The organism is Alteromonas pelagimontana (assembly GCF_002499975.2).
GTDB classification, from domain to species: Bacteria; Pseudomonadota; Gammaproteobacteria; order Enterobacterales; family Alteromonadaceae; genus Alteromonas; species Alteromonas pelagimontana.
The window spans coordinates 3,785,075-3,800,566 of record NZ_CP052766.1 but is presented as its reverse complement, the minus strand read 5'-3'; the positions used below and the strand labels follow the sequence as shown (position 1 = coordinate 3,800,566).

The following is a 15,492-nucleotide window of genomic DNA, read 5'->3' as shown; positions in this document are numbered from 1 at the left end:
CCCGCCCGTCATGCCTTAAGTTTTAAATATTTAACCTCAACTCAGGATAAGCCGCGCCGCTCAATATTAGCTTAAGAACAATCGACAGCTATATCTTACATCCTGATATAAAAGGATGTTTAAAGTCTATACGACAATTCCTATCCCGAGTCGGGTTATTTAGCCATTCGTCGTTCGGTAAAAGTGGATAAAAGCGGGTTAATTTTCCACATCCTCCTGCTAACCTACTACAATGAATTCCTAACAATTATATTCAATGGAAACCTGCTATGTGTGATAGTCAAACGGAAAAAGATATTGAAAAATTTCTGAGCTTGAACAAGCTGAACCGACGCAACTTCGGCAAAATGATGGCAGCCAGCGGTATTGTCGCCGCCTTTCCTCAGTTTGCCATTGGTGCCGCTGATGTCACCGAACAACAGGTAACTGTGACCACCCGCGACGGTGAGGCCGATTGTCTTTACATTGCTCCTGCCAGTGGTAAGCACCCAGCAGTTGTCATGTGGCCGGATATTAAGGGGCGTAGACCAGCTTTTGACATAATGGGAAGGCGTTTGGCAGCACAAGGCTATGGCGTACTGGTGGTTAATCCTTTTTACCGCGATACCAAAGGCCTGGCGCTACCAGAAAATGTCACTTTCCCCTCTGATGCTGCATGGGAGATTCTTAGCCCTATGCGCGAAAAGCTCACAGCCGATGCAGTGGTTTCGGATACACAAGCTTTTTTCAGATTTCTGGATAAACAAAAGCAGGTAGATAAATCCCGTCAGGGTGCCGTAATGGGCTACTGCATGAGTGGTCCGTTCGCCATGTTTGCTGCCGCAGCAATGCCCAATCGGATTGGCGCAATAGCCACATTTCACGGCGGCGGTTTGGCAACTGATGAGCCGAATAGCCCGCACCTGACCATTCCCGGCACTGATGCACAAGTGCTTCACGCAATCGCAGAAAACGATAATGAAAAGCATCCCGATATGAAACCTATGCTTGTAGAGGCTTATAAGAAAGCCAATATTCCTGCAGAAATTGAGGTTTATGAGGGTACTTTACATGGCTGGACGCCGCCAGATTCACAAGCCTACAATGAAGAACAGGCTGAAAAGGCGTGGAAGCGAATGTTAGCTTTATTTCAACGGGCGCTATAGCCTTCTACATGTCGTAAAAGAAAACCGGGAACGCACAATGTGGGTTCCCGGTTTTACCTTCCGCTATATCTACTGCGACGTGTCGTTTCTCACGTATTTATCAATATAGGGCTCCAGTTGCCTGGCCCATATTTCGTAGCCTTCTTCCTCAGGATGCAGTAAATCCGGCATAATCGTGGTGGTTAGCTCGCCATTTGCAGTAAGAAACTGCTTGTTAAAATTATCAAACATAACCCCCTTTTCTTTCGCAAGCTGTTTTAATAGTGCATTGGTTTGTTCATTATTTTGCCGTAGCTCGTCGGCTGCCTCTGCACTACGGGGAAAAATTGCGAGTAACAGCACCTTAGCATCAGGCGTCGCTTTTTTCACTTTATCAACAATTGCTGCAACCCCCTGACTTATTGCCTGAGGACTGTCCAGCCGATGCCCGGTGTTGTTGGTACCAATCATTATCACCACCAGCTCAGGCGATACATTATCTAACGCACCATGTTGTAAGCGCCACAGCACGTTTTCTGTGCGATCTCCGCCAAATCCCAGATTCAGTGTAGAAATGTCGCCAAAATGGGAAGACCATACAGTTTTACCACCATTTTCCCAGCCTTGCGTGATCGAGTCACCCAGCATCACAACCTCAATGTCTTGCTCTTTTGCCTGGGCAAGCTTCTCTTCATGACGCGGCATCCACCAATCCGTCGACCAGTATTCATTTAAAGGAGCCGGTGTTAACGCTAACTGTTCATCACTTTTGCAATCGACATTAGCAGTACCCGATCGCCGATACGCTATATTTGCGACTTTAAGTTTGCCATTGCCGCCGGTCTCCAGATTGAATCCCCGTTTAACTGCCGATAAGTCGGCTGTGGGATCAACCAGACAACGTACCGGGATTGCCAGATGGTGCCAACCGCTTCCTACGTTTTCCTGGGCCCATTCCCTTAACCGAAAATGACGATGGCAGTATGGCGTGCAATTAGCACTTACGCTGACAATTCCTCTGTCTATTGCCTCTACCTGCATATCAAATTCCAGTATTCCGTTGGCAACAAATGGCTGCAAATTGACTCCTTCACCTAAAAAATAAAGTCCGGAAGACCAGCTTTCCTGAAAATCTAACGCCAACGCCTGACCACGGTCGTCGGTTTTTACCGTGTCCAGCTTTACCATCCCGTTTCCGACGTTAGCGGAATGCTTCACCGGCATGTCCTGCTCATGGTTGCGAACGTAAAGCTGCCATGATTGTGGTGTATCGTTGTTATATAACACGATACTTTCGCCGGCTTGCTGTACTGCGCTTCTTCCACTGTTTCCGGAACAGGCAGCCAGTGCGAAAAGCAGCACACAACACATTCCTGTAGAACGAAACGAATAAGACATCGTTCTTATCACTCGTTATTCTCCAAATTAAACAAAAGTAGCGGCGTTATATGAACGCCGCCTTCAGGTTATACACGTTTACAGTTGAACGATAACTTCCTCACCCTTATAGGAAATTGAATGCTCAGGTTTCACGTCCAAATTGGCGGCGTCCTGTTGTTCTCCCCGAATCAGGCGCACTCTGAACTTCCGCGTTTTATTCTGTTCAGGAAATTGCCCCTGTCTGGCACCAATGACAAGGCGCTTGTTGCTGTCGTCATAACGAATGGGCGTGAAGCTGAATTCGCCTTTTTCGTAGTCGTAGCTCTTACCATCATCCTCATAGAAGCTATAGTTTCCATCGGCACCGGCATAGATAGTCAACAGTATTGGGGCATCGGGTTTTTCATAAACTGTCTGTATTGCCGGGCCAGTAGGCACTATTGAGCCAGCGCGGACGAACAATGGCATCCGTTCAAGTGGGGCGTCAGCCGAAACGGTCTGTCCGCCATCAAAAGATTTACCGGTATAAAAGTCGTACCATTTAGTACCTTCAGGTAAATAAACCTCACGAGCAGTGGCACCTTCTTTATCCACTGGATTGACCAAAAACGCCGGGCCAAACATATACTGATTGTTGATATCGCGCACCGATTTATCTTCAGGAAAATCCATTATTAAGCCGCGCATCAGTGTATCGTCCTGATGATACTGTTTACCTGCCTCGCTGTAGATATAAGGCATCAGGCGGTAACGAAGTTTGGTGTAATAGACCATGGAGTCGTACGCTTTGGAACCTTCATCGGCAATATTATAAATTTCGCGGTAAGGGTTTTGTCCGTGAGAACGAAATAAAGGCACAAAGGCGCCAAACTGGAACCAGCGCACATTCAGTTCCTGCCAAGGCTGAATGTCTTCAGGCTCAAGACCAGAAAAGTGCCCCACGAAACCGTTGCTGGTATTGCGGTATTTATTTTCTGGCGTAAAGCCGCCGATATCCATTGTCCAGTTCGGCATACCCGATAAACCAGTACTGATGCCTGCGGCTATCTGCTCGCGCAAATTTGACCAGCGGGGAACGGTATCGCCACTCCAGATTGCTGCCCCGGTACGCTGAATGCCGCCAAAGCCGCTACGGGTAAGGATAAACGATCGCTTCTCAGGATCATCTTTACGTTCACCTTTATAAACCCCTTCGGCATTAGGTAGCGCGTAAGAATTGAAATATTCTGTGCCCGAGCCAACGGAAAGCGGCGTCATTATTTCCTTACGCTTCGTGAAAGACAGGTTCGAGTGAATATCGGGCTCAGAGGCATCCAGCCACCATGCGTCGATACCAAGCACGTTCAGATTTTCCTCAATTTGTCGCCAGAAGATTTGCTGTGATTCTTCCGGGTACGGGTCGTAGAAGCCATTGAGATAACCTTTGCCAATCCAGTCGAGGTTTTTCTCGTTATCGACATTTTTGCTTAACATATAACCTTTGGCTGCAAGCTCTTGGTAATTTTTGGTATTAGGGTAGAACTTGGGCCACACCGATATCATAATTTGCGCGTCTAAATCATGAATTTGCTCCACCATTTTTTTCGGATCAGGAAAGTGCTCCTTATCAAACTCATGACTGCCCCATTTATCTTCAGGCCAGTAGGACCAATCCAGTACAATGTTATCCAGCGGAATTTTTCGCTTGCGATACTCCTTCACCACGTCGACAAGTTCCTGCTGGTTTTGATATCTTTCCCGGCTTTGCCAGAATCCATAAGCCCATTTTGGCAACATAACTGCCTTGCCGGTAAGGGCACGGTATCCCTGAATCACACCATCGTAGTCTTCTGCAATAACGACATAATAATCAATTGCTTTTCCTGATTCCGAAGCAAACGACAGCGAATACTGGTCAGCATGAGCAAGCGGCGGCGCGTGTTTTAAACGGATATATCCACCTTCTGAATCCCAATTAATACGAATATCCGTCTTTTTACCTGCGGTCATTTCATAGCGAACGTCGTGATACCAGGGATTCCAGTTCATTCGCCAGCGGTCCAGTACCTTTTCACCGCCTAACCACAGTTGGGCGTAGCCACTGTTGTACATTCTAAAAAAATGGTTACCTGAAGTGTCAGATTCAATACTTCCTGACCATTCCACTCTTGGCGCTGTAACGTTTCCTAACTCATCAGGAAAAGGATGTTCACGGGTACTGTTATTGGCTAAAAACTGATAATCAGGTTCGGCCTCTACCCGGGTCAGCAGTAATTTATCACCGTCGAAATATTTGGCTGTTAATCCGCCGGGCTTACCTTGCGCATCATAAAGCTTCAGGTTCTCCGGCAGAGGCACGGCACCTTCAGGGTTGCCAAAATGAGTGACTGAAGCGTTATCCCACAACACGCCATAGTTACGGCTGGACACCACCAGAGGAATGGTAATTTCCAAATTGTAGGTGGTCATTTCCAGATTATCACCGGCGAAATTTACCTCACCGTTTTGATGCTGACCAAGCCCGTAAAACGCTTCGTCAGTATTTTTATTCCACTGTTGACGCAGAGAAAAACTGTCCTTTTCAGGCGTTACCGGATCAGCGGTAACCGGCCCGAAAGTGCCGCTATCTACTTCTGTCAGCAACTGCTCATTGCGATTATTGAAAACGGCAACATTGCCGCTGTTCACATCCACGGTGGCATAGCCACCAGACGTAGTAAGTGTCACCTTCTCACCTTGCTGCGAAATGCTGAATTCGCCCTGAGGTTTGGCAGTGACCTGAATACTTTCTGCAATCGCTTCAAGATTATCGTGGGGTAAATTGGTAACCCGAAAAATATTATTCCGGTAGACTTCAACCCTTACCAGTTTTGCTTCCCCTGAAGAGGGTTGTACAATTACGCCGTTTGCCGTTTCCTGATAACGGGCAGCTGCATTTTTAGTCTCGGCAGCCTGCGCGCTATTAACCTGATTCGGTTGGCACCCAGACAACGTTATAACAGCCGATAGCGTAAACGCGGCGGCACCGAATAATCGCAATGATGACTTCACATAGTTCTCCATTATTTTCCTACGCTTAAAATTTTCGCCAGCTATCTTCGATAGGTAGCCATCTTGACCTTCAACACATGTGGACGAGAGGTAAAGTTTAGTCCCCAATCGGTCTGATCGCCGTTCCAGACCCGTTCAAACACCCACTTCTGCCCCTCAAAATGCCCCTCTTCCACCCGCTCAATCATAGTCGGCGTTCCCTTCAATTCATCAGAAGGCACAAAGGTGACTCGCGCGCGAAACGCCGTCACTAAAAACTCATTCTCTGACAGCTTTATGATGGCAGCGCCACCAGAGGCAGGATCGTTGCCGGTGGGAGGATTTATCCAAAACATTTCCCGGCCATAGGTCACTTCCGCGTTCCACTTACCCAAATCGGCGGTTTGTGTGAAACGCGCTCCTTCCTTGTCTTTTTCATTATCGGAAGCCGTGTCATCGCCAGAACCTTTGGCGTTCCACACATCCTCACTTTTCTCTGAATCGGGTTCAGCAAAACCCCATACCGGATGTTTATAACTCAGCGCCGCCCAGGCCTCTGCCATTGGAGCGAATAACCGGTAATTCTCAGCAAAAGCGTTAATGACCTCATCGTTGACCGCTTTAGCTCCCAGAGGAAAATTGGCGTAGTCGGTATAATCCATACCGAAGGGCGCGAAACCTATTCCCTGCTCACCGAGAGTTTGAAAAAAGTAGCGGGCGTAACCTTCAGCGTTACCAATCTCTGCGACAAACAGAGGATTGTCTGGCCGTGAATAAAGTTCGAGCACTCGCGCAACGGTTTTAAAATCGCGAAAATAAATATCAGGAGATATCATATCAATACTGGGCGCAGCGATTTTCCATAAGTCGATAACGTTGTCTGTGGGACCGCCCATGGAATAGCCATCACCTGGCGTAAAGGGATTGCGCAGCGCGACATTGACGTTCATAGGTAAGTTTTTAATTTGTTTGCCGGCCTGAGCAATTTCTTCCACGTAGGTAGCGATATGCCAGGCGTGGAAAAATTCGTCGGCATCCTCTTGGAAAACCTGTTGCCAGGAACCGGCAGGTAGGTTCATCGCCTCGCGAAGCTTTGCAGGGACTTGCGCATTAAACTGAGTATTCGCCATGGCGGAGAAATCTCTTTTGCTGCCATAGGTGCCGACTTCGTTTTCTACCTGCACCATAATTACACGATGAGCGGGATCGTTATCTCTTAAGTAGCTCATCAATTGCATAAATGCACGCTTATCTGCTGCCAATGTTTCCTTTCCTAGCGGAGACAACGAGTTAAGCATTTTTCCGTCTTTCGTGATGACTCTGGGAAAGCGCTGGTTATCCAGCTTTACCCAGGAAGGTGCGTAATGGGGCGCATTATTTTTCCAGGTGGCAAACCATAATAGATTCAGCCTTACATTATGTGCTGCTGCCTCGGCAATTAAGGTGTCCAGAAAACTGAAATCAAACTGCCCTTCTTGCGGTTCGATTTGTTCCCATGCAACAGGAATACTTAAGGTATTGGCTTGCATTTTCTCAACCACCGGCCACACGTCCGCCAGAGCAGCCGAATAATTTGCTGAATTGTTGGTTTGCGCCCCTAAAATAAGAAACGGCTTATTATCAACAATAAACCGGTGCCTGCCGTTTTCACTTTGCACTCGCGGCAAAGACGCATCATTATTCCCTGAACGGAATGCCGTTTTCGCCCCCGCTGCAGAATGACTACAGCCCGCAAGGCTGGTAACAGACGTAATCACCACAATGGCAAAATACAGTGATAATCGTGGTGCTAATTTCATTGTGTCTAATCCTTTAACTTAAAAGCCGGTGCTTAGGAACTAAAGATGGTTCTTGTCATATTGCTAGCGAACTTGCACAAGAAAAGCGCTGGCTATACGATGTATCATGCGCTTTCGCCAATGTTGATGAAAAGGTACAGCATCAATGTCGGCGCCAAATCCCAAAAGGATGAAAGTAGTTGTGCTGTTCTTTGCGCCAGTTGATAAACTCGATACCTAACATAAAAGTGCGTTTAATGGCGCGCAAAAATTCCTTTTTGTCTATGTCCAACAGTCGCTTAAACAGTCGAATAAGGGGAATACTCGCCTCCCCTGCTCCCGCCGTAGCGATTTTGGATGATTCAACCCCGGTCACCTGACACGGATGCTGTTTGAGCACACGATTCAATGCCGCCGCAGCCATCCAGCCTGCGGTTCCGCCACCAATAATGACAAAGTGACGAAGAAAATTATCCTGCTGCATGTTGTCTATCCAGTAAACGGCCTGGACAAGTGCATAAATGGCCCAGGCCCCAATTTAATCAAAAAGACATACGTAAACGCAGACTGTACCGGCGGTCGTTCAAAACAAAATCCCGAGGCCTGTTTTCAAACCCCTGATAAGTTTCCCGCGTCTCATCGGTAAGATTAACCGCATCGAGAGTTACGGACAGATTGTCAGTAAAATCGTAGGAGACCGACGCATCCAGTTGGCCATAATCCTTGTTGTAGATCGGCAAATTGCCCGTGCCATTCCCAGAAGTTGTAATGACCCAATCGTCTCGCCAGTTGTAAGCTACGCGTGCAGATAAATCATCTTTGTCGTACAACAGTATCAAGTTATAGCTGCTTTTTGATAGCCCTTCCAGCGGCACAAGAAGCGGATTGCCGTTACTGTCTGTTGCGGAAGGACTCGGTGCTTCACTATCAACATATGTATAATTGGCTTGGACTCCGAAGCCATCAAAGGGCGCTGGCACGAAATCAAAAAATGTCTGAATCCCGACTTCAAAACCTCTAATGGTTCCGCTTTCCCCGTTAACCGGAGCAGTAACCTCGAACTGCTGCGTGCCTTTTCCTGGAACTTCTAATGGTGCATCATATACCCCATTTTGTTGGAAGTTCTTCACCTTCTTATGAAACAATGTTGCATAGGCTAAGTCGCCTGGGCTAAAGTACCATTCAAGTGCCATATCAAACTGGTCAACAGTCAGTGGCTTAAGATTCGGATTGCCGCCGGTCCCGGTGCTATCGCGGTAAACCGGAGGTGTTGATGGATCGCCGTCGTCATCTATATAATTTTCAATGTAAGAAAAGTTAGCTGCAAGCGAATCGAACGAGGGGCGAGATAAACCCCTCGAAGCCGCCAGTCGCCAATACAGTTGTTCCGTAAGTAAAAAGCGAATATTAAAGCTAGGTAACACTTCGGTATAACTTTGCTCAATGGTAATTGCACTTTGCTGTTGAATATCCGTAGAGGTATCTTCTGCGGAACGATAGGTTAAAGTCTGCGTACCTTCAGCAGTAACGTCCGTTTTCACGACTCTCACACCAAAATTTCCGACATAGAAATCATCATCAACTGAGCCGAAATCGACCATTGCATAAATTGCCATTGTCTCTTCGCCCTGGGAGTTCAATTCGTTTCTATCGGTAAAGCCTGGCACAGCACCCGATTGTGGGTTTAACCCTGCCAATATTGCCAGCGCTTCTTCTGGATTTGCCAGTAAATTAGGGTCAACCACAAAGTGCGGACCAAAAGGATTCTGTGCACCATCATCTCGCCAAAATGATGTTTGGTGAGGATCTTGTGCATAATAAGCGGGGAATTCGATGTAATCAGCAGTTGCTTCATCGGTGCCATCATAGGGAGGACCGGACACTGCAGCCCAATCATAGCCTGAGTCCGCAGTGTTAATATCTTTGGTAGTGTATCTGGCGCCGGTAGTAAATGTTCTGAAAATAGTACCCTGGTCAAAATCCCAGGTAAGGTCAGTACGGGCGGCAAGTTCATCACCTGTGTTCTCGGCAGATCTTGCCATCATGGCGGTGTAACTATAATTATCCGGATTAGTTAAAAAATCAGCCGCGTCTGTAGCCGTATTTCTTACTTCATAGCGCGGGATCTCTTGGGTAAGATCCATGTAAAAGGTTGAACCGGCCTTTAGCCCCCCGAATCCTGTAGCATCTCGATAATCAGTGGACGAATCAATATATTGCAGATCGGCCTTAACCCCCAACTGACCAGAAACTTGCCACTCAAATCCAATAGAAAGATCTGAGGTTTCTGAGTTACGGGTAGCATCTCGGGTAGCGGTTTCCAATGGTATATTGTTGTAAGCTCCGGTGAGCAGATTGCCCTGCTCGTCAAAACTGAACTCCCCCGCCACAGCATCTAATGTTCCGCCCTCTCCCGCACCGTAACCAAACATAGTAGTTTGCGGATCATAAAATTCATACTTTGACAGAAGATACTGTGAGTAAATCATCAGATTTGAGTTAGGTGCCCATTGTGCTGCCATCGCCAGACCTTTCCGTTCACGCTCGCCGAGCCAGGCGGAGATACCGCCGCCTGAAGCAACTTCGACTTCTTCACCTTCATAACCGGGAATATCGGTGCGGGTATAGAAAGGTTCGACAATAACGGCATCTTCGCGGAATTTGGTTTTGCTGAAAGAGGCATTGATCAAAAAGCCGAACTCGCCAGAATCTGTGTCCCAGCGATCAGAATAGAGCCCTGATAAATTGGCACCCACATCATCTCTTAAATCATATTGAATGGCTTGCGCCGTGGCGCTAATTAACCTCTCATCTGAATCGAAAGGCTTGCGCGTTCGCAGGTTAATCAGGCCCCCGATCCCACCTTCAATTTGTTCAGCCGATGGGTTTTTATAAACGTCTACCCCCGAAAGCAGTTCGGAGGGGACATCTTCAAAGCTAAGCGATCGTCCCCCGGTGGTGGAAAAGATATCGCGCCCGTTTAGCTCAGTACGTACCTGCGTTAAACCCCGGATCGCGACATCGCTGCCCTCGCCCCGGTTCCTGGAAATCTGCACCCCGGAAATCCGTTGCAGCGCCTCGGCCACGTTAAGATCAGGCAGCTTGCCGATGTCATCAGCAATAATAGAATCGACTATTTGCCCGGAAAACTGCTTTCGACTGACGGCAGAGGCCAAACTGGACCGTAAGCCAGAAACTTCTATCACTTCAACTTCCTGGTCCTCGTCTTCTGCAGCAGTTTCCTGGGCATTAAGTGTTAGCGGCATCAGCATTCCCAGCGCACTGACGATGCAAAGCGTGAGTCTGGAACGACGAAACCCAGGCCTGTTCATCGATAAATTTTCTTTATTCTCGTTCATGTGTAATCCCACTTGGTTTTATCTTATGTAAACTGCCGAGCGTACCGCTACTACTTCTCCCGGTGTTTTCCAAAACTCGGCGCTACTTCACTGTTGTCGCCGAACCTTCTTAACGTGCGTGAGGGGTAACCACGTACTTTTTTCCACCTTGAGCTGAAAATGTGGTGGTATTTCCCTGTAGCTTTGTTTTTATCAACGTTCCAGCACTATCTAAAACCTGAAAACCGTCGCGCATATCGCCGTGATAAAGCGTAATCTGTTGGTCACTCACGCTACTTATGGTCGCTTGCTGAAGCCTTGCATCTTGCCATCTCATATCCACCAGGATATTGCCGCGCGCTTTCAAACCGGTCACCTGCCCTGCCGGCCAGGAAGCAGGAAGCGCGGGTAAAAAATGGAGGTTGTCGAGATGGCTTTGTAAAAGCATTTCAGTCATGCCAGCGGTTGCGCCAAAGTTGCCGTCAATCTGAAAAGGAGGATGATTATCCCAGAGGTTTTTTAGTGTACTGTGGGCTAGCTGCTCTTGTAGTAATTTGTGCGCTCTATCGCCATCAAATAGCCGCGCCCAGAAATTTATTTTCCACGCTTTACTCCATCCGGTACCGCCGTCCCCTCTTGCGTTTAGCGTAACCTTTGCAGCCTCGGCTAATTCGGGAGTTTGCGCCGGTGAAATTTGATTGCCCGGGTACAGCGCGTAAAGCTGGGAAATATGCCGATGATGCGACTTTCTATCATCGAGGTCTTTTCTCCATTCCTGTAGCTGCCCCCACTTTCCTATCTTAAGACCGGGCTCAAGCTTATCGAGAACGGGAGTGATTTTTTCTACCCACGTCTTCTCATTCAGTTGCTCGGCAACAGTAAGCGTATTGCGCAATAGATCTGACACAATTTGCTGAGACATTGCGGCTGCTACCGCGAACGTGCCATGCTCAGGAGAAAAAGAGGGAACCACGACCCAGGTATCGCTGTTTGGATCTTTTACTAGCGCATCCAGCCAAAAAGCGGTGGCTTCACGCATCACGGGCCACGCACGATTCTTTAAAAAATTATTATCCTGCGTAAACAGGTAATGCTGATAAAAATGCTGGGAAATCCAGGCTCCTGCCTCGGGCTGCCAAAACGCCGTAGGCCAGGCAATTGTCCCGCTAAACCCCCAGATATTGCTGTTTAAAAATACTGTCCAGCCATTTGCGCCCATAATGGCTTTCGCGGCTTCTTGCCCCGGTGGAATGAGACTTTCTACATAATCAAACAGCGGTATATTGGTTTCAGACAGATTAGTCATATCTGCCAGCCAATAATTCATTTGCAGGTTGATGTTAAAATGGTAGTCGGAATTCCATGGTGCATGTTCGTGTTTGTTCCACACGCCTTGCAGATTCGCTGGCAAACTTCCCGGCCTTGAAGAGGCAATTAACAGATAGCGGCCGTATTGATAGTACAGTGCTTCTAATGCGCGTGTGCTCTCTGCTGAGGCATTACCGTGCTGGTAACGGGCAAGTAATGTATCGGTAGGTACATCGGGTATTTCAGCATCTAGATCCAAATTCACCCGACGATATAATTCACTCTGATCCTCAATATGCCGTTTTTTGACTTTTTCATAGTCGCCAGAAAAAGAAGCAATAATGTTTTTCAAGTTGCGCTGAGCAGACTCGCCACGATAATCCGGATAATGATTCTCATAGTTTGTTGCTGCGAAAAAAAACATTGTGACATCGCTTGCATCACTGACGATGATCTTGTTTTGTTGGCGACTTACCTTCCCGTTATGGGTGACTACCTCCAGATTGGCTACATATTGCAGATTGTTATCGGCCAAGGCTCCGGACACCGCGATGCGATTTTCACTGCCGCCCCAATTTACTGAACGATTGTCGGGAATATCCAAACTAATTTCCAATTGCATTCGCTTTGGCTTGCTGGCGTGCAGGCGCACGGCCAAAGCCTGATCAGGGTAGCTGACAAAGTATTCACGGTAATAGGTGGCGCCTTGGTAATCGTACTGAACCGTCGCGGTTCCACTTTCAAAATTCAGGGTGCGGGTGTAATTGCTAATCTGAGAAAATTCGTGATCAGTATCCACTATAAGATCGGCGAACCTTTGATAGCTTCCGTATCCGCCAGGTTCATGACCTAGTTTTTCTGCAACTGCCTCAGGCGCCATCTTACCAGTGCGTAGCAATGTCTTCTGTATTTGGGCTAACGCTTTGGCATATTGTTCTGGATTTTTAGGTAAACCTGTCACATATCCTTCTTTGCTTCCCGGCCCCCCTGTCCACAGGGTTTTTTCTGCGATAACAATGCGTTCCTGCTGCACCCCGCCCAGCACGCTCGCGCCTAAAAAGCCGTTTCCAATAGGAAGTGATTCGCTTTCCCAATCAGCTCCCGGTGCTGTATACCATAAGCTTTCTGCTGCACTGGTTGTTGCTGTTACTGTGAGTAACAGCAACAACACCGCGGTGCTTAACTGCCGCACACGGTAACCAACGGGTGAAAGAGAAGCGGAACCAAACATCGTTAGACAGCACCTTGTAAAATATATGTAAATCGATTGTACAAATCATAGCCATGCATGTTTTGTATATCAAACTATTTTTCATATTTAACTAGATTAAGTGACCAGAAAGGAACAATGAGTCTGTAGAGGTGAAACGGTGAAGGAGAAAGAGGTGAAAAGAGGACCGGAGGCGTCCTCAGAAGACTTATTGGTTCGTAGCGCCAAGTTTAATTGCGATACGGTGAGCACAATTGCGAACTTCTTCTATGGTGGTATTGATATCAAGCGTATTTAAGCCACCGAGATAATGAATGTAAGGAACCACCAGACAAGCAATCAACTTTCTATCGCGCCCGAATATCGGAAAGCCGATATCTTCAACGCCTTGAATCTGGCGGCTAAGCATACGTTCATAACCTTGGTTTTTTACAACGTCAATCAAGCTTTTTAACGCCTGCGGTGACATTTCCTTTTCAATTTCTTTAAATATTTCCGGATGATCGCTCCGACTGGTAAAGGCGATGAAGATATGTCCCGAACAGGAGTTTAATAAAGACGCCGAGGCCCCTAACCGAATAGTGATAAGTTTATCCATGGGGCTGTCTTTTTGTGCGACAACAACGGCGCGCATACCATTACGCACCGAGAGATGGCATGACTGCCCAACAATTTTCGTCAACGAATCCAGTTCAGCCACAGCCACTTCGGTTAGAGTCTTAATGGGTGAGTGAGCATGGGCTACATCAAATAATTTGAGTGATAACCGGTACTTATCGGTTTCTTCATCAAGCTGAATATATCCTCTTCGTTCCAGCACGCACACCATTCTGAATATTTCAGAAACCGATTTTTCTAACTGGTTAGCCATTTCTTTTAATTTAAAGCCTTCCGCAGAGCCTGCAAGTAATTCGATAATATCCAAGCCCTTTTCCAACGCTGGCGCTGTATAAGCTTTTTCGGAAGAGGCGCTCTCCCGCCGGTCTTTATCGCTAAAACCTTGCTGCGGCTGATTTTCTATTTTGGGCATTTACCAATCTCCAAACCTTTCTGCATATCATCAAATGCTAAGGCGTAACTTTGTGCGGGACGCACTCAATAGTATTTTTGTTAGTATCATGAAGCGTCACAGCACGCGGTTATCCGCTCAGCCATGTTAACTTCTGAAATTAGATCTAACAATGCGTTTACATATCAGAGAATAAATTTTATATTTAAAAAACACATTTGTATACAAAACATAAAAGAATGGATGAAGCGGGGCTATGCCACTATGACAATGAGTACCGCCTTGAATAAAGAGGCGCTGTATTTAAGACGTCCACAACGCTTGCGTTTAGGGGTGGGTGGCGCGCCTTTCGGTAATCTATACAAGGCGATGACCGACGAGGAATGCTTTTCCATTGTTCACACGATGTTAGAAAACGGATGTAATGTTATCGACACGGCACCTTTCTATGGTTTTGGCTTATCAGAAAGACGGTTGGGCGGTGTCTTTCGCTCTTGTTCCCAATTTCCCGAACGAACGGTTATCTCGACGAAAGTCGGAAGAGTGCTTGAGGCTGACTCCTCAGGGTTTACATCAAAAAGCAGTGACGGCTTTATCAACTGCGACCCAATGTCAGCCCAGTTTGATTATTCCTACGAGGGAATTATGCGTTCCTTTGAGGGGAGTATAGCGCGTTTAGGTCGCAACCCCGATATTCTGCTGATCCACGATATTGGCGAGTACACCCACGGTAGTGACAATCAGCAATACATGAAGCAGTTGGAACAAAGTGGATTTCTTGCACTGGAAGAACTAAAAGCCACAGGTGATATTAGTGCCATCGGCGTGGGTGCAAACGAAACTGAGGCTTGTCAAACCTTATTAGGATTATTTCCACTGGATTGTATTTTGCTGGCGGGCCGGTTTTCCCTGTTAGAGCACACTGCTTCATTGCCGTTACTCACACAGTGCCAACAGCGAGGGATTCAAGTATACGCTGGTGGCATCTACAATTCTGGCATATTAGCCAGTGGAAGCAGCGGCAGAACGCCTTTTTACAATTACCAGGTTGCACCTGTTGAAGTGGTGCAAAAAGTTAATGCCCTTGCTGCCGTCTGTGATGAATATAATGTGCCTCTTGCCGCATTGGCAATGCAATTTGTGCTTTCTCACCCCGTGATAACCGCGGTGGTCCCCGGCATGTCTTCTCTGACAGAAGCCAGCCAAAATCTCGCCTACTTCGACACGCACATTGATACTGAAGTATGGGAAACATTGCGGGAGCTGAATCTTTTAGCTGCAGATTATCTTTCCTTACAGGAGGCTTTTTGTGCAAATAATTGATAGCCATTTGCAT

The 15,492-nt window shown here is 47.2% G+C and carries 9 protein-coding genes; 2 read left to right on the top strand and 7 right to left on the bottom strand.

Going from position 1 to position 15,492, the window contains the following annotated elements; translation table 11 throughout:
* Positions 1–269 precede the first annotated feature (269 nt).
* On the top strand, positions 270–1,145 hold the full coding sequence (locus tag CA267_RS16750) for a dienelactone hydrolase family protein (protein WP_075609725.1): 876 nt from the start codon (positions 270–272) through the stop codon (positions 1,143–1,145).
* A 69-nt stretch (positions 1,146–1,214) separates the two neighbouring features.
* Here CA267_RS16750 and CA267_RS16745 read toward each other — a convergent pair whose 3' ends face one another.
* From CA267_RS16745 to CA267_RS16715, 7 genes are all read right to left on the bottom strand, one after another.
* Positions 1,215–2,486, bottom strand: coding sequence for a GDSL-type esterase/lipase family protein (locus tag CA267_RS16745; RefSeq protein WP_075609726.1), 1,272 nt, complete (start codon positions 2,484–2,486; stop codon positions 1,215–1,217).
* A 114-nt stretch (positions 2,487–2,600) separates the two neighbouring features.
* Positions 2,601–5,534, bottom strand: coding sequence for a TIM-barrel domain-containing protein (locus CA267_RS16740; protein ID WP_232367568.1), 2,934 nt, complete (start codon positions 5,532–5,534; stop codon positions 2,601–2,603).
* A gap of 41 nt (positions 5,535–5,575) precedes the next feature.
* A complete protein-coding gene (locus CA267_RS16735; RefSeq protein ID WP_075609728.1) occupies positions 5,576–7,312 on the bottom strand; it encodes a DUF5597 domain-containing protein in 1,737 nt (578 codons plus the stop codon).
* 142 nt (positions 7,313–7,454) lie between these two features.
* On the bottom strand, positions 7,455–7,775 hold the full coding sequence (locus CA267_RS16730) for a tryptophan 7-halogenase (protein WP_075609729.1): 321 nt from the start codon (positions 7,773–7,775) through the stop codon (positions 7,455–7,457).
* A gap of 58 nt (positions 7,776–7,833) precedes the next feature.
* On the bottom strand, positions 7,834–10,650 hold the full coding sequence (locus CA267_RS16725) for a TonB-dependent receptor (RefSeq protein WP_083638481.1): 2,817 nt from the start codon (positions 10,648–10,650) through the stop codon (positions 7,834–7,836).
* A gap of 109 nt (positions 10,651–10,759) precedes the next feature.
* Positions 10,760–13,168, bottom strand: a complete 2,409-nt coding sequence (locus CA267_RS16720; protein ID WP_075609730.1) for a glycoside hydrolase family 95 protein — start codon at positions 13,166–13,168, stop codon at positions 10,760–10,762.
* 187 nt (positions 13,169–13,355) lie between these two features.
* Positions 13,356–14,177: an IclR family transcriptional regulator gene (locus tag CA267_RS16715; protein ID WP_083638483.1), complete on the bottom strand. Its 822-nt coding sequence runs from the start codon at positions 14,175–14,177 to the stop codon at positions 13,356–13,358.
* 222 nt (positions 14,178–14,399) lie between these two features.
* Between CA267_RS16715 and CA267_RS16710 the strand changes: the two genes are divergently transcribed.
* The gene (locus tag CA267_RS16710) at positions 14,400–15,479 is read left to right on the top strand and encodes an aldo/keto reductase (protein ID WP_170669082.1); all 1,080 of its coding nucleotides are present in this window, start codon (positions 14,400–14,402) and stop codon (positions 15,477–15,479) included.
* Positions 15,480–15,492: the final 13 nt, after the last annotated feature.